Below are 22,124 nucleotides of genomic sequence, written 5' to 3' on the forward strand. Positions count from 1 at the left end.
AGTCAAAAGAAGAGAATAATTATGGAATTGGGCACAGTACGTCACGATTGGACGCATAAAGAAGTTAAAGCACTATTTGAAATGCCATTCAACGATCTGTTGTTTCATGCCGCGAGCATCCACAGAAAAAACTTTAATCCCAATGAAGTACAGATCTCTACACTCTTGTCTATCAAAACAGGTGCTTGTCCGGAAGATTGTAAATATTGTCCTCAGTCGGGCCATTACAAAACTGATCTGGAGCGTGAACGCCTGATGGAAGTTGAAAAAGTGGTTGCACAGGCCAAAGTGGCTAAAGAAAAGGGCGCAACGCGCTTTTGTATGGGCGCAGCCTGGTCTGATCCAAAAGACCGCGATATGCCCTATATTGAAAAGATGGTTCGCGAAGTCAGAGAACTGGGCCTTGAAACATGTATGACTCTGGGTAAACTCGATAATGACAAAGCACATGCGCTCAGAGAAGCAGGCTTAGATTACTATAATCACAACCTGGACACGTCACCTGAGTACTACGAACAGATCATTACCACACGTACTTATCAGGACCGTCTGGATACACTCGATCACGTCCGTGATGCCGGTATGAAAGTCTGTTCGGGCGGGATTGTAGGTATGGGTGAGCAAGCCTCTGACCGTTACGGCCTGCTTATGCAGCTAGCGAATCTACCTAAGCAACCTGAAAGTGTGCCGATTAACATGTTGGTTAAAGTGGCTGGTACCCCCCTTGAAGACGTTGAAGATTTAGATCACTTTGAGTTTATCCGTACCATTGCGGTTGCACGTATTATGATGCCATACAGCTATGTGCGTTTATCTGCGGGTCGTACAGCAATGAACGAGCAAATGCAGTCGATGTGTTTCTTTGCCGGTGCAAACTCGATTTTCTACGGCGATAAGCTACTCACCACAGAGAACCCGGAAGCCGATGCAGATATGAACCTGCTTAAAAAGCTGGGCATGCAACCGGAGAAACGTCAGGATTACTCAGACGAAGCCTATGAAGCGTCTCTGAATTCTGCAATCGCAGATAAAGCAACGTCTGAATTGTTCTACGAAGCCAACTAAATGGCTTTTGAGTTCATCGATGCAGCCCTCCAAGCCCGGGCTGCGGCATCTTTACTGCGTCATCGTCAGTGTATAGGCAAAGTTTCAGCCCGTGAAATCGAAGTTGACGGCGAACCTTACCTGAATTTTGCCAGCAATGATTATCTTGCCTTAGCCGATGAAATGTTTAGCCTGACGGCCCAGCCCGGCAGTCGCAGTTCGGCGCTGGTGACGGGGTTTCAATCAGTCCACTCGGCTTTTGAGGCACAGTTGTGTGATGCTTTTGGTTACGACAGGGCATTATTGTTCGCCAGTGGTTTTGCTGCGAATACCAGCGTGATTCAGGCGCTATTTAACGATCCGGCTGTAGGGCGTGAATCTGAGTTGTTTCAGGACAAGCTTAATCATGCTAGCTTGCTGGATGGCGCATTACACAGTCAGGCTAAGCTAACACGGTTCAATCACAACGATATCACCCATTTGCGTGCGCGGCTGGAAAAGTCTAAAGCAAAAAACAAACTGATCGTGACTGAAGGTGTATTTTCGATGGACGGCGATTGCGCGCCTTTGGTGGATATCGCTCAGCTTGCAAACACGCACAGTGCCTGGCTGATGGTTGACGATGCCCACGCACTGGGCGTGCTGGGTGATAACGGGCTTGGCAGTATTGACAGTGGTGTTAAGCCAGAGTTGTTGGTGATCACTTTTGGTAAAGCGATGGCTTGTCAGGGCGCTGCGGTGTTATGTAGTGAGCGCGTGCAGCAGTATTTATTGCAATTCAGCCGCGAATACATTTACTCCACGGCAATGTCACCAATGCTGACAGAAATTGCAATTAAGCAGTTTGCTAAGTTACGCAGTGCCAGCTCACAAAGAGCAGCATTAAAAGATAATATTGCCTATTTCACCCAAACAGCGGCGCAACTGGGTATTCCGGTTCTGCCATCGGCAACGGCCATACAGCCTGTCGTGCTTGGCTCGGCAGATAACGCACTCGCAGCCCAACAGCAATTGAAAGCGCAGGGAATATGGTTGACTGCCATCCGGCCACCGACAGTACCGCAAAATGCTGCCCGGTTACGTATCACCCTGACTGCGGCGCACACCTCAGCAGACATAGATACCTTGCTCAATGCACTTAAGGAGGCGATATGAGTGTTTCAGTAAAAGCACAGGTTGCCTCGCGTTTTTCGCGTGCATCTCAGGTTTACGTGCAGCATGCGAATGTCCAGCAACAGGCCGCAGAGATCTTACTTAAGAAAATCACTCAGCGATGTAACAGACTTTTAGACTTAGGCGCAGGTCCCATGCAGCATTACGACGCGTTAAGTCAGCGTTGTGCGCAATTAGTAGCATTGGATTTGAGTGCTGGTATGTTAGGGCAAGGTCCTGAAGATGCGCTTAAAATCTGTGCGGATATGGACAACTTACCGCTCGCGGATAACTGCGTTGATGCAATTTTTAGTAATTTTGCGATTCAGTGGAGTCAGGATCATGCCAGGTTATTTGCAGAGCTAAAACGGATTTTGAGGCCCGGGGGGAAAGCCTACCTGAGCATTGTAGCCGACGGCTCTTTGTGCGAAATACAGCAGGCCTGGCAAAGCGTAGACGCACACTGTCATGTTAATCGCTTTACTCCATTTGATGCGCTACTGGCGCATGCTGACGACGCCGGGCTTGTCATTGATGATGCTGAATTGATGTGCCTGAAAGAAACCTTTAGCACGGCTCAGGCGGCCTTTAAATCAGTAAAGGCGATTGGCGCCAACCAATTACAGCATGAAGGCCAGCGTCGCGGCTTGCTGGGAAAAGCACAATATCGTAAATTATTGGCTGGGTACCCGCTTACGAATGGCCGGGCTCAGTTGAGTTATCAGGTCGCCTTAATGGAGCTAACTAAGTTATGAGTGCATTCTTTATCACCGGTACAGACACTGAGGTGGGCAAAACCCACGTGTCTTCATTACTGCTTAAGTTATTGGCGCAAAGAGGCAAGAAAGCGCTCGGTTTTAAACCGCTTGCAGCAGGCGCTGAAGAAGCCTTTGGCCAGCTTGTGAACGAAGATGCGCTGAGTCTCATGGAAGCGGCTTCTGTGCACGGCAAATATGAGCAGATCAATCCATTTTGTTTCGAGCCACCTATTGCACCACATATCGCTGCGCAGCGTGCCGGGGTGACCATTAGCTGTGAGGCATTGAGTGAAAAATATCGTGAGTTAAGTACCTTAGGTGCAGAGTATACGCTTGTTGAAGGCGCCGGTGGCTGGGCGTTACCTATCAACGACACCCAATTCTTATACGACTGGATTAAACAGGAGCAATTGCCCGTGATCCTGGTTGTTGGGATGAAACTGGGTTGTCTGAACCATGCATTTTTGACCGAGCAAGCTATTAGTGCAGCCGGTTTGAACTGCGTAGGGTGGGTGGCCAATCAGGTTGATCCTGCCATGCAGGAATATGAAGCTAACCTGGAGACCTTAAAACAACGATTAAATGCACCTCTGCTTGGGGTAGCGCCGTACAGCGAAGGGACATCTAAATTGCAAATCCACAGTGCTTTGCTCGATTTATTGGGCCTTCAGCACAGCGCAAATGCGTGACCCACTTGCGTCAACAGCACCGTAGCGATAACTCGGTATTTTCTATACTGAGTTACGCGGGTCTGAGTCTGGCCCTGCTGTTACTACTGTTTGTTACTCCTCGAGAAGCACCCATTCAGGTTGTGCCTGTTATTCAAGGAAAGGCAATCAACCATTGCCATTACCGTTGTGCACATGACAGGGCGATTAAAGTGCAATTGTTAGCGAGTGGCCATCTATACTTCATGTATGAAAAGGTCAGCTATCCTCTGGCTGAGCGCCGCAAGCTTGGTGAATTAATAGATAAGTTACGCTTTGAGGACTCAACAGAAAGTGTTTGGTTGTATATATCACCAGACGCGACAGTTGAAGATGTCATTACGGCGTCAAACCTGTTCCGACAGCACTCTGTGAACCGGATCGTCATTGGCAAACTTGAAACAGGAGCATAAGCGCGTGATCAGTTGTAGCGACTACGACTATTTTGAGATTGTTTGCTTGTTTCACTATCCGGTGACTATCAATCTGCGTAGCGGTGAACAGCTCTCGGGCATGGCCCTGGACTTGTGCCGTGATACGCACAAGAATGAGTGTTTAAAGCTGAGTGTGGGGGACCAAGCCAGCCTAGTGCAACTGACCCAAATCACCAAATTGACAATCAATACCGCCAACCCACACTTTAGTGAAAAGCTTTTTAGCTAGCCTGTCGACTTTCCTGGCTAAATAGTAAAAACTGCTTGTTATGCTTTGTTTTATTTTTTAGGAGTACGGATGACATTCAGGTTTAATGTATTTGGCAAACGCATGTCAGTAAGCCGGGTTGAGGCGCAATGGCAGCTGTTTAATGATTCTGACACGGGCATGCGCGCCAGGGTATATGATGTCGTGATCCCACCCGAGCTGGATGAATCTGAACTGGCCCGATATCTCGACGATATTTATCACGAACGCTCTTCAGAAGCCCATCCCAGGGTGATATTGCTCGATTAGTGGGTAAGTCGCCATTTGGGGTGGTGACTAGCTGTACCCTCAAAGCGCAGACATGCCTACGATAGTCGCAGCTCAGATAGTGTCGACTTTGCAGATTTTTGACTATCTTTAATAGCAATAAGGATATCCAGTCATTAAGCAGTTGATTGGGTTCATTAAGTGAATACCGGAGACACCATGAATCTGCTTAAGCGCTTTTCTATTATTCAATTGTCTATTATTAGCTCAGCTGCCTTACTTATTTTTGTGCTTATTTTGCTTAGCAAAGTCGTCTATCAGTATTGGCAAGACATTGAGGCAACCTCAAAAGACATTGCTTACATAGGATTACTGGATGCAATGGAAAAGGTGGCGCATCATCACGCCGTTGAGCGGGGGCTCACGGCTGGCTTTTTGGGCAATCCTAGCGGGCAAACCCGACAAGCGGTTGCCGCGCAACGTATCAAAGCGGATGCTGCCGTTGCTGCGCTGGAAGGTTTGTACAATGGTGCATTTAAAGACGATGACAAAGTGCAAAAGTGGCTACCTAATTTGTTTACACTGCTGAGAGAAAAGAGCGCGTTGCGTCGTCAGGTGGATCAACAGCAGGGCAAAAATGCATTTAATTATTACAGCCATGTCAATCAACTTGCTCTGAATACCGCGATGCGCATGCAGGCTTATGTCACAAACCGGGAGCTGGCGTCCAATTTGTCCATCGCATTTTTGATGGCGCAGAGTAAAGAGCGCAAAGGACAATTACGGGGCAAAGTGAATGGGGTGCTGGCCAGGCAATCTGCTGATGACGCTGTGAAACGGGATCTTGCTTATTATCAGTTGCAACTTACTTTGTTAAAAGAGCAGCTTGAAACGGCGTTGTCCGGAGACACGCTGAGTGCCTATAAACAGCTGATGTCTGATAGCCGTGCTCAGGCGCTTGATAAGGTGATCACTGCCATTGCTAAGGGCGATAATATTGACTATTCACAACTACCGAATAGCGGGCAGTGGTTTTCGCAGGCGACCGGGCAAATTAAGGACGTTAAAGCTTTACTCGACAGCCAGTGGGCACATACGCGTGAAATCAGTGAGGCGTATAAAGCAGAACTGATCAGTCAAATGACCTGGTTGTTTGTGTTGTTCATGATTTTTATGCTTATCATCATAGTGATCAATACGCATTTGTTTACTTCTTTACGCAGTGAGCTGAATGAGCTAACTGGTATTTTGACTAAAGTTGCGAATAACGGTGATTTGACCTTAGATGTGAGGCTAAAAACCAGTGATGAGCTGGGTAAAATCTCCGAGTCGATTCACAATACGGTGTATGCCTTTAAGGATCTGCTGGTGGGGTTATCCAAGTCCATTAACGTAGGGACTAAGCTTGGTAATCAAATGGAAAAAGCTGCCAGTCATGTGACCGAAGATGCGCAGCGCACCCAGAGTCTTGCTACCAATATCGCAGCGGCCATTGAGCAAATGGCGGCAACCAGCGAAGACATCGCAAAAGCGGCGTCAGATACGTTAAACGCCAGTGATCAGCTCAATGATGAATCTAAAAAGTTACTTGAAGACAACCAGCGTAATCTGGATGCCATGCATGTACTGTCGCAGAATATGGAGCAGGTCAATGAAATGGCATTGAACATGGAGCAACAGGTGGAGGAGATCAACACTATCCTGGACTCTATCCGCAGTGTGGCCGATCAGACTAACCTGTTAGCGCTTAATGCGGCTATTGAGGCGGCCAGAGCAGGTGAACATGGTCGGGGCTTCGCGGTGGTTGCTGATGAAGTCAGGGGACTTGCCAATAACAGTAAAGGTTCATCTGAGCAGATCTCGACTTTACTCAGCAACCTGAATGACATTAGTCGCAATGTGGTGAATGCCATCAAAGAAAATACCGGGTTGGCCAGTAATATCATGAGTGAGGTGGAGCAAACCCGGCAGGTCTCCATGCAGGTGAGTGACCATAGTACTCATGTGGAGCAACTCACGACCTCAGTCGCAACGGCAGCGCAGCAGCAGTCTGTTGTTGCACAGGATATTTCCAGTAACACCACAGCAGTATTAGATGCAGCGAATGAGGAACTTAAGACCTCACAGGCATTAAAACGACTCTTTGATGACATGAAACTGAACAGTGATACACTACAGCGTACTATGGACAATTTTAAAATTGATTAAGCGCAGTATTCTCAACACGCTCTGCGCGGGACATCATGTGAGTGCAGGTTATGTGGAAAAAACTATGGCGCTGGGAATCAGGAAGACAAGACTCGGGCTACGATAAAATGCTGTTAGGCGGTGCAATCTGGCCCATTAAATTCGACTGTTACCTGATCCATTTCCCGGCGGGCAGTGAAATCAAACAACACGTGGATCAGGTCACCTCCGGTAAACATTACCGGCTCAATATTATCCTCAAACACGCCAAACAAGGCGGCGAATTCATCTGCCAGAATACCTTGCTGAACTGGTCAAGGGTTAAATTATTCAGACCTGATAAAGAACCTCATGCTGTAAGCAGAATCACTGAGGGAAGTCGCTACGTATTGAGTATTGGTTGGGTCAATACGTGACATAAAGCTTATTTTCTGGTGTTGTAGACGAAAAACAGGCGTGTAATAAAGCCTTCTAAAAAAATCTGTACCCTTAATGTCATTCATACGCATTACTTAGGCATGGTGAGCGTGTGAAATACAAAATATCTGTTGAGAATCTGAGGGGTGAGAAGTACAGGGTTCAATAGGTCCCAACTGACATACTATTTAGGGTGTTCAACTGATGAAAGTAATAGTCCTTCTTTTCTTATTGTTTGTTGCTTTTTTCTCTTCTGCTAAAAACAAAATTGCTAAATACCCCCGTGATATAAGTCCCGATTGCAGAGATGGCGTTGCAAAAATATACGACGAATGTTCGGATCAAAAGAACATCATTAAAATGGCCTTGCTGGAAGCAAACTCAACCAATAAAACGGTATTGCTAGTGTATGGCGCCGAGTGGTGTATCTGGTGCCATGTTTTTGATAAGTACATTGATGGTCAGCGTCGAAAATATGTTTATGAATGGCAATATGATAATGAGCCTCTGAAGTGGAAAATGTATGAAAGGGGTTCAAGAAATATAGACCGTAAGGCACTGGACCTGAATAAATATGTCTCAGACAACTTTGTTGTGGCCTATATAGAAGCCGATTATTCACCCAATGGAGCCGAAGCAATTGAAGGTATAGGGGTAAACTCTGAAGCGATACGAACCTTTCCGTTTTTCTTTTCCATTGATTCGACCGGACAATATGCCGGACATATGCAAGCCTATAACTCAATCAGTGGTCTTGAAAAACGTACGGATAGTGGCAGGGAATATCGAGGTTTTGACAGAGTCATCCTGTTAGGCGAGCTCAAAAAGCTCCGAAGTGCAGCAATGCTTAGTGACAGGCAGCTTCAACAATCTCTCAACCAACAGGGCTAAGCATTCTTATGAAATATCTAAAGGTCTGGGAGGGTATATTCAGCATGGCTCAGGTATTGAGCCAGGAAAACAAATCAAATAAGGATAGTTATGTATTTAATGTGGCTGTTGGCAATACATCTGGTGTTGTGTGTAATTATTGGTACGCGGGTTTGTCTGACCCCGACAATAACACTTAAGACTAAGTTAAAATTGCTGCTAATTGCGCTGCTCTTGCCTGTTTTTGGCTCTATTTTGAGTTTCGCGATAAGTCGCAAGATGGAGTTTGGAAACACCGACAGTGGCTGGTACTTTAGCGGCTCAACAGACTCCCCGGGTGATGGAGGTGGCGATGGAGGTGGTGCTGGAGGTGGTGCTGGAGGTGAATAGGCTCCTGGAAATGCACAGGGTCTTCCTATGCACAAAGGCGTGTAATCCAAGCATTATGTGCTTTGCGCAATGGGTAGCGCATAGGCAATAAAGATCATGTAAGATATATTCCGCCTCAGGGCTTATGTTTATCTAATCAAGGGAAGAACAATGAGAAAAAATCTAGGCCTTGTTATTATTTTAATCGCTGTACTACTGAGTACATTCCCTTCTTACGCCGATGAAGTCTATCGGCTCAGGTTGTTCTTTGGGCTGTCATTGCCAGATGGCGGCGGTGTCTCGCTGGAGCAATGGCAAGCGTTTCAAAATGACGAGATAGTGAAGACCTTTGATGGCTTTAATGTCGTGGACTCGGTGGGCTACTACAAAGGTAAGCCAGAGCGCTCGAAAGTCGTGACCGTGATTGTAGACGAACAGGGCGTTAAAAAGGCCAAAATACTGGCATCTCTGTATGCTAAAAAATTCAAACAGGATTCCGTGATGATAGTGAAAGTGCCGGTTGCTGAATGGAGCTTTATCGGGCCTGATTATGGCAGTACTTCCAAAAGCCAATAGCCTTTTATATTTTAAAAGCATATAAAATAGGTGAGGTTTCATTCCATGAATTCAGAAGTAATGATGAAGCTCTTACTGTTTTTAAGTTTTGTCCTACGGTCGACATTTTTTATGGTTCTTTGGGAAAATTAAAACCCGAGTGTTTTCCTAGCAGTGTTTGAGAGCATTAATGCGTAAATTAATTAGTCTTTTTGTGTTACTGAATGCTTTGACTTTGTGCGCGTCAGCACATGCAAACCCCTGTAAAACTGTCTCAGGTACGTTATCGGTTTGGAACGGACACCCTCCAAGCTTAAGGCTATCGGATACATCGGATGGTAATCTATATGGTGTTGAAGAAGCGGGAGAAGGGCCCAGGAAAGAAGCACTACCGCCGGGGCTTTATGAACGCTTTTTATCGGGTGAAAATCACGTTATAGGCACTTTTTGCTTGGAAATACTGGAAGATAAATATTCTCTTGTATATGACAGCTCTGAAATTAGGTTGGTGAGAATCCGTCTTTATTCAGAGTGAATAACCCCAGCTGACTGAAGCGAGACTTTCAATGTCAACATCGCGGGGTTGAGCAGGGGAAATTACCCTTGCTCCTTTTCTCTTGCCTGATAATTTGGCAGTAGTTCTTCTACAATCTTCTGTGCCGCAATGGTGTAGCGCACGCCGCTGAACATCACTGAGGTGTTTTCTTCAATACCGGTGATCCCGGTCAGTGTCCAGCCTTCGCCTTTTTCCGGGCACCATACTTTAGTGGTAGGGGGAATGACAATATACTCTTCGCTCATCTTAACGACTCCTGACGGCTGTTACTTAAGGTCCGATAGTTTATACTAATTCTGCGTAAAAGAGAGGGCTTTATTGAAAGCTTTTAGATGATGGAATCCCATGCATATTAAAACACCCAGATTACTGCTGAGGCCGGTGAATTATCGTGATGTACCAGCGCTGGTGGCGCTGTTAAATGACCCTCTGGTAAGTCAGTATAATGATTATGGAGCGCAACTGACACAGCAGGAAGTCAGAGCAATGTTACAGGCTGATTTAGATGACTTTTATGAGGGACATGGTGGGCGCTTTGCCATTGAGCATGAAGGCATGTTCATAGGGTCTATTGGATTATATGACTGTGACGTAAAGGCAAAGCATATTCACCTTGGCATCGAACTTGCGCCCAAATTTTGGCGTCAGGGGCTGGCCTCAGAGGCGCTCAGTGCAGCTTTAAACACGCTGGACAAGCTGGTACCTGGTTGCGAAGTTTCTCGGGTGGTTGGCAAGGTACATCAGGCAAATATCGCCTGTCAGCAGTTACTAGTCAGGAATGGGTTTCAGCGAATTAGCAGCGGATACGTATGTTTTTTTGAGCTTTATACTAGCCAGTTGCCTGTTGTATCAAGATCGAGAGCAGCCAGTTAAGCGTTATACGCTTGTACGTCGAGTGTAGTCACATTAAGTGATCTTTAGCTGGCACCTAGAGCAAAAGAAAATACCCGGCTATGATGCCGGGTATTTCAACTGTGTGTTAGTAATAGCGCGGCGCTTATTCCAGCCCTTTTTTGCTATAAAGTGTGACTTTATCCGAAACTAAAGTCACTTTAATGTGTTTGCTGTCGTTGCCCCAGGTGCAGTTGGTGTGCAGGGTTTTTTCTTCGCACTGATCTGCAGATCCCAGAATTTGTTCCAGCTCAGTTTTGTCCATACCCACTTCGATTTTATCGTAGTTTTCCATGCTTACTTTAGAGCAGGCGGCCAGGCCGAGGAGCAGAGTCAGGGTTAAAATTTTTTTCATAGTAGTTTCCGTCAGTGTCTGTATTTTCTGATTTGGAAGATGATCCCCATTTTGGGATGATCTAAATAATGAATGTCGCCGCTGTATACCCGGGTAAACTGAGACATTCTGGCGCTTTGCAGGTCGCCTTCATCACTTTTGTAATGATAGTCAAAGTTACTGGTAACATATAAATAATGCCGTATGTGGATTTTCATCCAACCCTGTAGCTGCCACAGGGTCGGATCTTGTTCCTTTTGCGCAACTTGTTTGGGTTCGCCGAGCAGGCTGATAAAGCCATCGTCCGGGGCACCTAAACGGGCCACATAGCTGGCGGGTTGCTCGAACTTTTGTCCGCCATAAACGAGTATGTTAGGGGCACGCTTTTTACTTTGGTCGGGAAAGCGCCAGCCGGTGTGCAGAATTGGTTCAAGCCCTTTCTTTTTTAACTTATTGAGCACGCTGTCAAACTTAAGCTGCTCTTGGTTGAGCAAGTAGATGCTTTGTTTATGGTCCTGCGGCTCTGCGTGGGGCGTAAGCGGCAGCTGTTGATACTGCGCCATATAGTCTACGCCATCGGCGCAGTGCCAGGATGCATCCTGCTGAACAAAGCGACTGGTAACCGGGCGCGGATCAAAGCGACTGTCACCATTGAGACAAGCCTGCTGGCCGGCACTGTTGTAGCCTTTAGTGAGTAGGTCCAGTGTTCGGTTTAAATCCAGCTCGGGATTTTCAATCGTAAAATCCTCTTGCAGTTGCTCGTTATCCTGCTGAGCGAAGGCGATCAGCTCAACTTCATACCAGCGTTTTGCGCTGGCTGAAGCCGAGGCCAGCAGCGCAGCGCTCAGTAATGTCAGGGAAAGGGCTGTCCTTATCATGCCACCGCCTTTTTCTGAAAGTCGTCAATCATTGCATTTACCAGTTTTAAACGTTCCTGACCATTTTTCTCTTCGATATTAAAGCGCAATTTGCTGGCACCTTCCATGCGGTACACAGTCGGGTTGCTTTGTATCAGAGCAATGATGAATGTCGGGTTAACCGTGGTACTGGCACTGAATTCAAAGTAGCCGCCTTTTTGGTTGGCTTCCACTTTGGTGATCCCCAGTTTAGCCGCTTTTGATTTCAAAAGTTGAATGCTAAAGAGGTTTTTCGCGGCATCCGGCAGTAATCCAAAGCGGTCAATCAGCTCGACCTTTAGCTCGTCCTGCGTGTCTTCATCATTGGCGCTGGCAATACGCTTGTACATGCTCAGGCGCATGTTTACATCATGGATATAGTCATCAGGCAGCAGTGCTGGGATTTTCAGGTCCACATCGCTTTGCTGTTGTAGCAGATTCTCCAGGGTCGGCTCTTTTCCGTCTTTAAGTGCTTGTACAGCCTGCTCAAGCATTTCCATGTAGAGGGTAAAGCCGACGGTTTGGATCTGACCGCTCTGTTCATCACCCAGTAGTTCACCCGCGCCCCGGATCTCCAAATCGTGAGTCGCCAAGGCAAAGCCGGCGCCGAGGTCTTCAAGTGATTCAATGGCCTGAAGTCGTTTTACGGCATCTTTGGTCAGCGTCTGGCTGTTGCGGGTCAGCAGGTAGGCATAAGCCTGATGGTGACTGCGACCAACCCGGCCACGTAACTGGTGCATCTGTGCCAGACCCAGCTTGTCTGCGCGGTCCATGATGATAGTATTAGCTGACGGGATATCGATACCGGTTTCTATGATGGTGGTACACACCAGCACATTGTGTTTCTGATGATAAAAGTCACTCATCAGCTGTTCGAGTTCTTTTTCGCGCATCTGGCCATGGGCGATGGCAATGCTGGCCTCAGGCACCAGTGCGGCAATGTCGGCTGCCGTTTTATCTATGGTTTCGACATTATTGTGTAAGAAGTACACCTGACCGCCGCGTTTAATTTCCCGCAGGATGGCTTCGCGGATCACCTCGTCGTTTCGCTCCTGCACGAAAGTCTTCACTGCCAGGCGTTTTGCGGGGGGTGTTGCAATGATTGACAGGTCACGCATGCCACTCATGGCCATATTCAGGGTTCGTGGAATAGGTGTTGCTGTGAGCGTGAGTATGTCTACGTCGGCGCGTAGCTGTTTGATCTTTTCTTTTTGTCTTACCCCGAAGCGGTGCTCTTCGTCGACAATCAATAAGCCCAGGTCTTTATACTTGATGCTCTGTTGCAGTAGCTTGTGGGTGCCGATCACAATATCAAGCTGGCCGTTTTCAAGCTTCTCGAGGGTGTCTTTTTGCTCTTTCGTGCTGTTAAAGCGGGATAATACACCGACCTCAATGGGCAAGGAGGCAAAGCGGTCGCGGAAGTTCTCATAGTGCTGCTGTGCCAGCAAAGTAGTGGGTACCAGCACGGCAACTTGTTTGTTGTCATTTATCGCTACAAAGGCCGCTCGCATGGCCACTTCCGTTTTACCAAAACCAACGTCACCACAAACCAGGCGGTCCATTGCCAATGGCGTTTGCATATCACCCAAGACGGCGTCAATGGCGTTACGTTGATCGTCAGTTTCTTCAAACGGGAAGGTATCACTGAATTCGCGATAGGCCTGGCCGTCGAGTTTGAATAAATGACCTGGCTTGCTTTGACGTTTAGCGTAGATGTCCAGCAGCTCTGCAGCAACATCTCGGACTTTTTCCGCGGCGCGGCGTTTGGCTTTTTCCCAGACGTCTGAGCCGAGTTTATGCAGCGGGGCTGAGGCTTCTTCTCCGCCGGAGTATCGGCTTAGCATGTGTAGTGCAGATACGGGCACATAGAGCTTGGCCTCATTGGCATAGATGATGGTCACAAACTCTGTGGCAACACCGGCGGCATCAATGGTTTGCAGGCCAAGGTATCGACCGACACCATGGTCCAGGTGGACAATAGGCTGGCCTTCTTTGAGCTCTGCCAGGTTGCGTATAAGTGCATCCTGGCCTTGATCGTATTTGTGTTTACGACGGCGGCGCTGTGAAACTTTAATACCCAGCAATTCTTGCTCAGTCAGAATACTTAAGGGCTTGTTTCCGTCGAGCATGACAGAGCGCTCGAGCGGACTGACAATCAGACCTACATCGTTGCGCGCACTGGCGAAATCAGCAAAATTATCGAACTCTTTGAGCTTCAGGCCACTTGGCTTGAGTAAGGTCATTAGAGATTCACGGCGACCATCCGATTCTACACTGAATAACACCCGGCCTTTATTCTTTTTCTGTACGGTAATGTAATCCAGCAGTGGCTTGTAGGGATCAGGCTGTTTGTGGTCAACACGGACATCAGTCACCAGGTGGGCGCTGAGATTGGTATGCCCGGCTTTGGTGCCCAGGCTAGCTTCACTCAGGCGAATTCTCGGGTAACGCGAAAACCCTTCAAACAGGGTTTCGACGTTCTGATAAAGGCGCCCTGGTTCCAGCAGTGGGCGCAATGGGTCAACCCGTCGGTTCTCATAGCGATTGTTGACGTCTAGCCAGAACTCGGAGGCTGCCTGTTCGATGTCACCCAGGTGCATAAACACGGCTTGTTCTGGCAGGTAATCAAAAATGGTTGCAATTTCTTCGTAAAATAGCGGTAGGTAATACTCAATACCGGCAGGCCAGTTGCCCCGGGTTACCTGCATATAAATGGAATCTTGTTCGCTACTCGCACCAAAGGTTTCCCGATATGCAATGCGAAAACGTTCAATGTCTTCGTCGTTGGTTGGGAATTCGTGTGCGGGTAATAAATCGATGGACTTTATTTGTTCGCTGGAGCGCTGCGTCTCAATATCAAAGAGTCGAATGCTGTCCAGTTCATCATCGAAAAAGTCGAGTCGGAATGGCGTGGTGCTGCCCATTGGGAACAGGTCGATAATAGAGCCTCTGACTGCAAATTCGCCGTGCTCCATCACCTGCTGTACGTTACGGTATCCGGCCTGAGCCAGCGTTTCTTTGAGCTTTTGTGCATCCAGAGAGTCGCCGACCTTGAACTGTAAGGCATTACCATAAATAAATTCAGGTGGTGCAGTCCGCAACATTAACGTGGACACAGGGAGTAATAATACGCCCTGATGCTGATGACGCAGGGAATTCAGGCTGGCAAGGCGCTGCGAAATGATATCCTGATGAGGTGAAAAGTGATCATAGGGTAAGGTTTCCCAGTCGGGGAAAACATGAACTTTGTCTTCACCCAGTAAGTAACCTAACTCAGTCTCAAGGCGTAATGCGCTTGGCGTGTCAGGTGTCACCACCACAACCAGTGCATCATGCTGCCTGACGCCTTCACTGATGGCAATGGACATACTGCTACCGACCAGCTGGCCCCAATGGATTTTATCCTTTTGTGATTTGACCCAGGGAAGTTTGTTCCACTGCGCTGTTGCCATTCATATACTCCTGTTACTGCATGTTGTTTTTATTGCACTTAATGTAATTCGACTCGCGCTTAGCGATAATAGAGCAAAGCGGCCTGACGTTAAGCCGAGGCCGCAATGGGATAGGGTTAATCCCGGTAAATTTTGCACAGATCCTGATAATGGTCGATACGACGATCTCTCAGGTATGGCCAAATTCGTCTGACGGACTCACTGCGGCTCTGATCAAGTTCAACCACCAAAAGTTGTTCTTCAGATTCGCTGCCATGTGCCAGTAGTTCGCCCTGTGGCCCCGCGACAAAGGAGTTACCCCAGAACTGGATACCTTCACTTTGGCCACTTGGGTCGGCTTCGTGGCCAACACGGTTAACACTTAAAACGGGCAGGCCATTTGATACGGCATGGGCGCGCTGTGCGATCATCCAGGCGTCGCGTTGACGAATTTGTTCGTCCTGCTCGTCGCGCGGATCCCAACCTATTGCTGTCGGGTAAATCAGCATATCAGCACCGGCCATGGCCATTAAGCGTGCGCCTTCCGGGAACCATTGATCCCAACATACCAATACACCCAGTTTACCTACTGAGGTTTGGATAGGCGTAAAGCCCATGTCGCCTGGTGTAAAATAGAATTTTTCATAAAAGCCCGGATCGTCAGGAATGTGCATTTTTCGATACTGACCGGCAATGCTGCCATCGGCTTCAAAGACAACAGCTGTATTGTGATATAAGCCGGTTGCGCGTTTTTCGAAAAGTGAAGCGACAATTACCAGGTTCAGTTCTTTGGCAAGCTGACAAAATACATCGGTACTTGGGCCCGGAATAGTCTCAGCCAGGTCAAACAGGTCAGTGTCTTCAGTCTGACAAAAATACAGGCTGCGGTGCAGCTCTTGTAATACCACGAGTTTCGCGCCCTGAGCCGCTGCATCGCGGATCCCGGCAATGGACTTATCCAGGTTGTTTTGTAAATCGGCGCTATTACTGTGCTGAACCAGTGCGACTTTCAACGTGTTGTTACTCATTAAAATTAGTCCTGTTTTAAAAATCCGGCGGGTAGCTGCATAGTGATACAGTGGAGGCTGCCAAACTGATGAATAATAGGCAGGCAGTCAATGCCAATGACGGTACGCTCCGGATGTGCGCTTTGCAATTGAGTCAGTGCGCGGGCGTCGTTGTCATCGCCGTAGAGCGGCATCAAAACGGTATCATTGATGATCAGATAATTTGCATAGGTGGCCGGCAAACGGTCGCCTTCATCATTGAATACGGCTTTAGGCCAGGGTAGGGCGACCAGGTTATATGGCTGGCCTTGCGGTGTACGGAATGACTTCAGTTGTGTCTCCATCGCGCTGAGGGCTTCATAATGCGCATCTTTTGGATCGTCGCAGCTGACGTACACCAGCGTATTATTAGGGGCAAAGCGGACCAGCGTATCAATGTGACTGTCGGTATCATCACCGGCCAGGAAGCCATGGTCTACCCAAAGGAACTGCTTGGCACCTAAAACCTCGCTCAGTTTTTGCTCTAGCTCGGTTTTAGTCAGGTGCGGATTACGATTTGGGTTAAGCAAGCACTCAGACGTGGTTAACAAAGTGCCTGCTTCGTCGATTTCAATCCCACCGCCTTCAAGCACCAGCTCTATAGCTTCATAATGGTTTTGGGGGTTAACCACCTGAGCGTGCAGGTGCGCATTAATCTGATTATCGAGCTCAGCTGCAAACTTATTACCCCAACCATTAAAGGTGAAGTTTTTTACAGAGAGTCGACCTGACGCATCCTGCGTAGTCAGTGGTCCATGATCACGGGCCCATGTATCGTTACAGGGTGCAACCACGAACACGATTTGTGTCATGTCGACATCGGCTGCTGTGAGTTTTTGTTCTATATGTGCTTTTAGCTCGGCATTGTGCGCTACGATGACGACCTTCTCAACTTGAGAGATCTGCTGACACAAAGCGATATAAACGGGTTCAACCTGGGGTAATATGTCTGCCCAGTCAGTATTTTGATGTGGCCAGGTAAGCATCACGGCATCTTGTGTTGCCCACTCGGGTAAAAGTGTAAAACTCATGGTGTAATCAATCAAAAATAGTAGACGACTAGTTTAGCACTGACAGCTTAGCTGTCAGCTATTTTGTTCATTTTCGTCAGGTGACTGACGCTTTTTTAACTGCCGAGTTTGGGCATGCAAGCTGGCGCGGACCAACAGTTCCTGATCATTATCGCGAATTTGAGTGAAGGCCAAGGTATAACGAAAGCCCGAATCAATCGCCTCTTTATCTATAACCTGGGCATAACAAAATATGGCGCTGGCTTCATGTTGCAAGAACACTTTGGTTCTGAAGTCCTGGCCAAGGTTATAGTCTTGCTCTAGTGTGGCTGTGATGCCACCACCACCATAGCTGTCACATCTGAGTAGCTCATCCTCAGGTTGTTCCGTGGCCAGAATATGACTCATGATCAGGTCGATTTTACGTGACTGGGCTTGCAGATACGCAGCCAAATCGCTGGCAACATCACCCAGGTTTCGCAATGGCCTCAGTGCATTTAGGTCCAGTTCATTAATTTCGTTTGCTAGCCTGAACAGAGGCGGAATGGCAGCTTCTAGTTGAGCCTGACTTTTGGGCACCATATTGGCGTCAACAGGGTACAGGTTAATCTGGTTGGATTCGGCAATCTGAAAATATTGCTCGAAAGTGTCTTTAAGGTCGCTATGCATATGCCGAAATGCTACTTATACTGTCTTTATATCCATATACTAGCGAGTTTTAACCTCACTCGCTAGTATTACTCAGTGGCAAGTTTACACCCTGAACTGTTCTAACATGTCTTCCTGCTTAGCAATTTTTTCTACCTGAGACTGCATTGTGTGGTCAACTGCTTTGGCTTCATCAAACACAGTGTCAGACAGGTTACGGATCTGCGAAGCATTATGATTAACTTCTTCCACTACGTGTTTCTGCTCGCTGATCATGTTGGCAATACTGACATTTAAATCGACGATGCTGGCAATAGACTGACGGATTGCATCCAGTGCCTCCCGAGTGTCATTGGCTTTGCTGACCGACTTTTCAACTATGGTCTGACTTTGATTCATAACTCCAACCGCACTTTGAGCGCCGCTTTGCAGCTGATCTATCATGGCTTTAATTTCGGTAGTTGCTTCTTGTGTACGTTGCGCCAGGGTTCTTACTTCATCGGCAACTACCGCAAACCCGCGACCAGATTCGCCGGCCCGTGCGGCTTCAATGGCGGCGTTAAGCGCCAACAGATTGGTTTGCTCGGCAATCCCATTGATGACAGATAATATCTGCTCTATGCCTGAGGACGATACTTCGAGTTCAGCGACAACATCAACAGCACGTTTGATCTGTACTGACAAATCCGTAATGGCGTCGGTTGATTCTGCAACTATGGTTTCACCATTGCTGGCGAGGTTATCGGTATTTTGAATCGCGTCGGCTGCCTGTTGTGCTGTGTTTGCAACTTGTTGTTCAGTGCTTGACATGTTCGCTGTTGCAGTTGTTAAGGTATTGAGCGCATTAAGCTGTTGCTCAATGGCCATGGTGGCCTGATTGGCACCGGTAGACGTTTGCCGGGCATCTTCTAATACTTCATGTCCAAGTTGCTGAATATCAGCAATGAGCGTTTGCAACCGGGAAGTAAAGCGATTGAAGTTTTCAGCCAGTGACGCAAATTCGGGCTCGTTAGATGCCTCAAGGCGAACTGTCAGATCAGCGTGACCCTGGGCAATGTTAGCCATGGCAACATTGATGTCTTCAAGGGGCTTAAGGAGGAAGTTAATGACCAAAGATAATACAACAACGGCTGCAATCACAGCGATGAGTGAAAACAAAGTGGCGTCCTGAGCCATAGTATCAACAGCAGCAAAGACTTTGTCTTTTTCGAGCGCGACCCCCACATACCAATCCAAACCTTCGACGTCCTTAAAGGTGATTAAATAGGTGCGGTTATTCATCATAACTTCTTGCACCGTTTGAGACACCTGGGTCCGGCCTAAAAATTGACTTGCTTGCTGACCGTTTAACTCGGTATCGGGGTGCGAAATAATGGTGCCATCTTTACTCACCATAAACGCAAAACCAGAGTCAAATAATTCGAACGAATTGATCATATTTCCGAGTTTGGCGAGACTGACATCAAAGAAAATCGCGCCATGGAAACGGCCGCCTTTTTTAACAGGTGTGCCGACAGATACCACAATTTCTTTGCTCACTGAATCGGCATAAGGTGCCGTCACAATTAATTGATTAGCTTGTTTAGCGCCTGCAAACCACGGACGCACCCGTGGATCCCAGGTTGGTCCAGGGTCCCATCCTGGATCGCTTGCAACATAGTTTCCGGTCGCGTCTTCACCATAGCCAATCAACAGAAATGTTTCTTTTAATTTGGGCTGTGAGATCAAGGGCAGGGCTTGTTTAAGTGAGTCGCTTTGTTCGACCAGTCCGGTGGTCAGTACTGCCAAATCAATAGCACCTTGCATCTGCGAGGTTACAGTGTTACTGATCCCCTGAATGATTTCTCCCACACTATCATTGACTTGTTGTTGTAAATTATCTTTCAGCAAAAAATACTGTTTAAGTGATAGTAATAACAGGGCCAGAAAGAGCACTGAGGCTGAAACGGCTATTACCTTAAATTTGAACTTCACAGGCATATCTCCTAACTGCTTCCCTTTATAAAGGTAAATCATTGAGGGAAACTTTCAATTATTTAGGCATTTAAATACAGTTTTTATTAGTTATAAGCGGATCTGCAACAGATCTGCCATGGTTAATTATCTCGGCCTATCGTGTTCTTATTTGTAGGTGATGGGTGTGGTTTATCGCTACTCTGAAGATTCACCCCACAACTCGTCGAGCTCTTCGTCAGAAATATCCAGATAATCCATGACATCGTCCTTGATCACTTGCCACTCCGGATTTTGTTCACTTACTGGGGTTGTTGCTAAATAGGATTTATGGCGGGCAATTTTTAAAATCGACAGCAGGTCATTACCAATGTTATCCAATTCCCCAGACGTGAGAATACCGTCTACATCATGTTGGTAGTAAATAACGTTAATCACGATCTTTGGCAGGCGCCATTGCTGAGCGAGCAACGCACCTATGGTGCCATGGCTGGTGTGGTACCGGGCAAACTCAAATTGACTGGCTTCGGTCCAGCCGTCTGTCTGTGCTTTATCCAGTACGTTTTGATAGTCATCAAAGTGCTGGCATAAAATGGGGATCCCAACGCCATGGAATAAACCAAGCATGTAGGCGTGATTTGCCAGTGCAGGCCGGTTAAGGCGGTTACAAATGAGAGAGGCATGTTGACCAATATCGGATTGCGTTTCCCAGAAATCGCTTAATGCAGCAGGTAAATCAACAGAGGACTTCAAAGCTACCGCTTTAACTAACGGAATAAGCCGTTTTAAACCCAGGATCATGACAGCTTGTTCAATGGAGTCAATTTCGCGGCTGCGACGAAAGGCAGCTGAATTCACTACCTGCAAAATAGCCGCACTGATCGCGACATCGCTTTGCAATATCTCTGAAATTTTGGTGATGTTTGGTTCCGGGAGCTTAGCTTCTTCTGAAAACTGCAACAGTGCTTGTGGTCTTGGTGGAATATTGACCGTTTTTAAAATGAGTTTTTCTTGCTGGGTGAGAGATATGGCCATGCAACGCTACCTTTACTACCTGACTATTATAAAAAGATAGACAATAAAAAGCGGTGCAGGCAACTCTCTTCGAGTCTGGCGTATAAAAAGCAAAAAGCCTCGCATGAGCGAAGCTTTGTAAACACCAAAGTGTTTAATTATACGTTGGCAAGCGCTGTACGTGCTTCAACGTATTCCATGTTAAAGCCTTCAGCAACTTCTTTACATGTGATCTGGCCTTTAATAACGTTCAGACCATTCAGGAAGTGCTCGTCAGACAATAGCGCCTCTTTATAGCCCTGGTTTGCAAGCTTGATGATGTAAGGCAGCGTTGCGTTGTTCAAAGCAAACGTAGAAGTGCGTGGTACTGCGCCTGGCATGTTTGCTACGCAGTAGTGAACAACATCGTCAACGATGTAAGTTGGCTCTGCGTGTGTTGTTGCTTTAGAAGTTGCGATACAACCACCCTGGTCGATAGCAACGTCAACGATTGCTGCACCAGGCTTCATTGCTTTGATGTGCTCAGCTGTAACTAGTTTAGGAGCAGCTGCGCCTGGGATTAGTACGCCACCGATCACTAGGTCTGCTTCAACAACGTGCTTCTCCAGCGCATCAACCGTTGAGTAGATAACTTTAGCCTGGCTGCCAAACTGTGCGTTTAGGCTACGCAGAACGTCAATGTTACGATCAAGGATTGTTACGTCAGCACCCATACCAACAGCCATTTGTGCTGCGTTACGGCCAACCATACCACCACCAATCACAACGACTTTCGCTGGTTCAACACCTGGTACGCCACCCAAAAGCATGCCGCGACCCAGGTTTGACTTTTCAAGTGCCTGCGCACCAGCCTGGATTGACATACGACCAGCAACTTCTGACATAGGTGCCAATAGTGGTAAACCACCACGGTTGTCAGTAACAGTTTCGTATGCGATACAGATTGCGCCGCTCTTAACCAGATCTTCTGTCTGAGGCAAATCAGGTGCAAGGTGCAAGTAAGTGAATAGAATTTGGTCTTCACGTAGCATTGCGCGCTCAACAGCCTGTGGCTCTTTTACTTTAACGATCATGTCAGCTTGTTCGAAAACCTGTGCCGCTGTGTCACGGATTTCAGCACCAACCTGAATGTAATCCTCGTCAGTGAAACCAATACCGATACCTGCATTTGTTTCAACTATTACCTGGTGGCCGTGATTAATCAGTTCACGAACACTCGCTGGAACCATACCAACACGGTATTCGTGGTTTTTTATCTCTTTAGGTACACCAATAATCATAACAATTCGCCTCAATTAAGAACGGGGTAAAAATTTTCGACCATTATAGATATGGTTTGCTAGTATGTCCTACCTTTTTTAGTATAATGAATAGTTG

The 22,124-nt window shown here is 47.3% G+C and carries 24 protein-coding genes; 14 read left to right on the forward strand and 10 right to left on the reverse strand.

Going from position 1 to position 22,124, the window contains the following annotated elements; translation table 11 throughout:
* The first annotated feature begins 21 nt into the window (after positions 1-21).
* The 13 genes from bioB (at position 22) to IY568_RS07860 (ending at position 9,503) form a co-directional block, all read left to right on the forward strand.
* The gene (gene bioB, locus IY568_RS07800) at positions 22-1,065 is read left to right on the forward strand and encodes a biotin synthase BioB (protein WP_010384553.1); all 1,044 of its coding nucleotides are present in this window, start codon (positions 22-24) and stop codon (positions 1,063-1,065) included.
* The gene (locus IY568_RS07805) at positions 1,066-2,199 is read left to right on the forward strand and encodes an aminotransferase class I/II-fold pyridoxal phosphate-dependent enzyme (RefSeq protein ID WP_194867234.1); all 1,134 of its coding nucleotides are present in this window, start codon (positions 1,066-1,068) and stop codon (positions 2,197-2,199) included.
* Positions 2,196-2,951, forward strand: coding sequence for a methyltransferase domain-containing protein (locus tag IY568_RS07810; protein ID WP_194867235.1), 756 nt, complete (start codon positions 2,196-2,198; stop codon positions 2,949-2,951). The genes IY568_RS07805 and IY568_RS07810 overlap by 4 nt, the downstream gene beginning before the upstream one ends.
* Positions 2,948-3,643, forward strand: coding sequence for a dethiobiotin synthase (bioD, locus tag IY568_RS07815; protein WP_194867236.1), 696 nt, complete (start codon positions 2,948-2,950; stop codon positions 3,641-3,643). Before IY568_RS07810 ends, bioD begins: the two co-directional genes overlap by 4 nt.
* A 5-nt stretch (positions 3,644-3,648) precedes the next feature.
* Positions 3,649-4,074, forward strand: coding sequence for a hypothetical protein (locus IY568_RS07820; RefSeq protein WP_125559671.1), 426 nt, complete (start codon positions 3,649-3,651; stop codon positions 4,072-4,074).
* Positions 4,049-4,324, forward strand: a complete 276-nt coding sequence (locus tag IY568_RS07825) for a Rho-binding antiterminator (protein ID WP_228553210.1) — start codon at positions 4,049-4,051, stop codon at positions 4,322-4,324. The genes IY568_RS07820 and IY568_RS07825 overlap by 26 nt, the downstream gene beginning before the upstream one ends.
* Positions 4,325-4,393: 69 nt before the next feature.
* Entirely contained in the window at positions 4,394-4,612 is a 219-nt protein-coding gene (locus IY568_RS07830) for a hypothetical protein (RefSeq protein WP_194867237.1), read from the forward strand.
* A gap of 177 nt (positions 4,613-4,789) precedes the next feature.
* Positions 4,790-6,778: a methyl-accepting chemotaxis protein gene (locus IY568_RS07835; protein ID WP_194867238.1), complete on the forward strand. Its 1,989-nt coding sequence runs from the start codon at positions 4,790-4,792 to the stop codon at positions 6,776-6,778.
* Positions 6,779-6,828: 50 nt separating this feature from the next.
* Positions 6,829-7,173 carry a 2OG-Fe(II) oxygenase gene (locus IY568_RS07840; RefSeq protein WP_194867239.1) on the forward strand — a complete coding sequence of 115 codons (345 nt, stop codon included), beginning with the start codon at positions 6,829-6,831 and terminating at the stop codon, positions 7,171-7,173.
* Between the two features lie 205 nt (positions 7,174-7,378).
* The gene (locus IY568_RS07845) at positions 7,379-8,065 is read left to right on the forward strand and encodes a hypothetical protein (protein WP_125559665.1); all 687 of its coding nucleotides are present in this window, start codon (positions 7,379-7,381) and stop codon (positions 8,063-8,065) included.
* Positions 8,066-8,155: 90 nt separating this feature from the next.
* Positions 8,156-8,434 carry a hypothetical protein gene (locus tag IY568_RS07850; protein WP_194867240.1) on the forward strand — a complete coding sequence of 93 codons (279 nt, stop codon included), beginning with the start codon at positions 8,156-8,158 and terminating at the stop codon, positions 8,432-8,434.
* A 150-nt stretch (positions 8,435-8,584) separates the two neighbouring features.
* Positions 8,585-8,989 carry a DUF3574 domain-containing protein gene (locus IY568_RS07855; protein WP_194867241.1) on the forward strand — a complete coding sequence of 135 codons (405 nt, stop codon included), beginning with the start codon at positions 8,585-8,587 and terminating at the stop codon, positions 8,987-8,989.
* Positions 8,990-9,158: 169 nt separating this feature from the next.
* A complete protein-coding gene (locus tag IY568_RS07860; RefSeq protein ID WP_194867242.1) occupies positions 9,159-9,503 on the forward strand; it encodes a hypothetical protein in 345 nt (114 codons plus the stop codon).
* Between the two features lie 62 nt (positions 9,504-9,565).
* Here IY568_RS07860 and IY568_RS07865 read toward each other — a convergent pair whose 3' ends face one another.
* A complete protein-coding gene (locus IY568_RS07865) occupies positions 9,566-9,769 on the reverse strand; it encodes a hypothetical protein (protein WP_010384575.1) in 204 nt (67 codons plus the stop codon).
* 100 nt (positions 9,770-9,869) lie between these two features.
* Between IY568_RS07865 and IY568_RS07870 the strand changes: the two genes are divergently transcribed.
* Positions 9,870-10,397, forward strand: a complete 528-nt coding sequence (locus tag IY568_RS07870) for a GNAT family N-acetyltransferase (RefSeq protein WP_194867243.1) — start codon at positions 9,870-9,872, stop codon at positions 10,395-10,397.
* Positions 10,398-10,521: 124 nt separating this feature from the next.
* Here the strand turns inward: IY568_RS07870 and IY568_RS07875 are convergent, their stop codons facing one another.
* From IY568_RS07875 to ald, 9 genes are all read right to left on the reverse strand, one after another.
* Positions 10,522-10,770 carry a hypothetical protein gene (locus IY568_RS07875; RefSeq protein WP_010384588.1) on the reverse strand — a complete coding sequence of 83 codons (249 nt, stop codon included), beginning with the start codon at positions 10,768-10,770 and terminating at the stop codon, positions 10,522-10,524.
* Between the two features lie 11 nt (positions 10,771-10,781).
* Positions 10,782-11,627 carry a CsiV family protein gene (locus IY568_RS07880; RefSeq protein ID WP_125559641.1) on the reverse strand — a complete coding sequence of 282 codons (846 nt, stop codon included), beginning with the start codon at positions 11,625-11,627 and terminating at the stop codon, positions 10,782-10,784.
* Positions 11,624-15,097, reverse strand: coding sequence for a transcription-repair coupling factor (gene mfd / locus IY568_RS07885; protein WP_194867244.1), 3,474 nt, complete (start codon positions 15,095-15,097; stop codon positions 11,624-11,626). The genes IY568_RS07880 and mfd overlap by 4 nt, the downstream gene beginning before the upstream one ends.
* A 116-nt stretch (positions 15,098-15,213) precedes the next feature.
* A complete protein-coding gene (locus IY568_RS07890; RefSeq protein WP_049866211.1) occupies positions 15,214-16,104 on the reverse strand; it encodes a carbon-nitrogen hydrolase in 891 nt (296 codons plus the stop codon).
* A 5-nt stretch (positions 16,105-16,109) separates the two neighbouring features.
* A complete protein-coding gene (locus IY568_RS07895) occupies positions 16,110-17,153 on the reverse strand; it encodes an agmatine deiminase family protein (protein WP_194867245.1) in 1,044 nt (347 codons plus the stop codon).
* A gap of 54 nt (positions 17,154-17,207) precedes the next feature.
* Positions 17,208-17,801, reverse strand: a complete 594-nt coding sequence (locus IY568_RS07900; RefSeq protein ID WP_125559633.1) for a PilZ domain-containing protein — start codon at positions 17,799-17,801, stop codon at positions 17,208-17,210.
* Between the two features lie 84 nt (positions 17,802-17,885).
* Positions 17,886-19,760 carry a methyl-accepting chemotaxis protein gene (locus IY568_RS07905; protein WP_194867335.1) on the reverse strand — a complete coding sequence of 625 codons (1,875 nt, stop codon included), beginning with the start codon at positions 19,758-19,760 and terminating at the stop codon, positions 17,886-17,888.
* 171 nt (positions 19,761-19,931) lie between these two features.
* Positions 19,932-20,768, reverse strand: a complete 837-nt coding sequence (locus IY568_RS07910; protein WP_194867246.1) for an HDOD domain-containing protein — start codon at positions 20,766-20,768, stop codon at positions 19,932-19,934.
* A gap of 137 nt (positions 20,769-20,905) precedes the next feature.
* Entirely contained in the window at positions 20,906-22,027 is a 1,122-nt protein-coding gene (ald, locus tag IY568_RS07915) for an alanine dehydrogenase (protein ID WP_125559630.1), read from the reverse strand.
* Between the last annotated feature and the right edge of the window lie 97 nt (positions 22,028-22,124).

Origin of the sequence: Pseudoalteromonas sp. PPB1 (assembly GCF_015356275.1) — a bacterium.
Taxonomy (GTDB): domain Bacteria; phylum Pseudomonadota; class Gammaproteobacteria; order Enterobacterales; family Alteromonadaceae; genus Pseudoalteromonas; species Pseudoalteromonas rubra_D.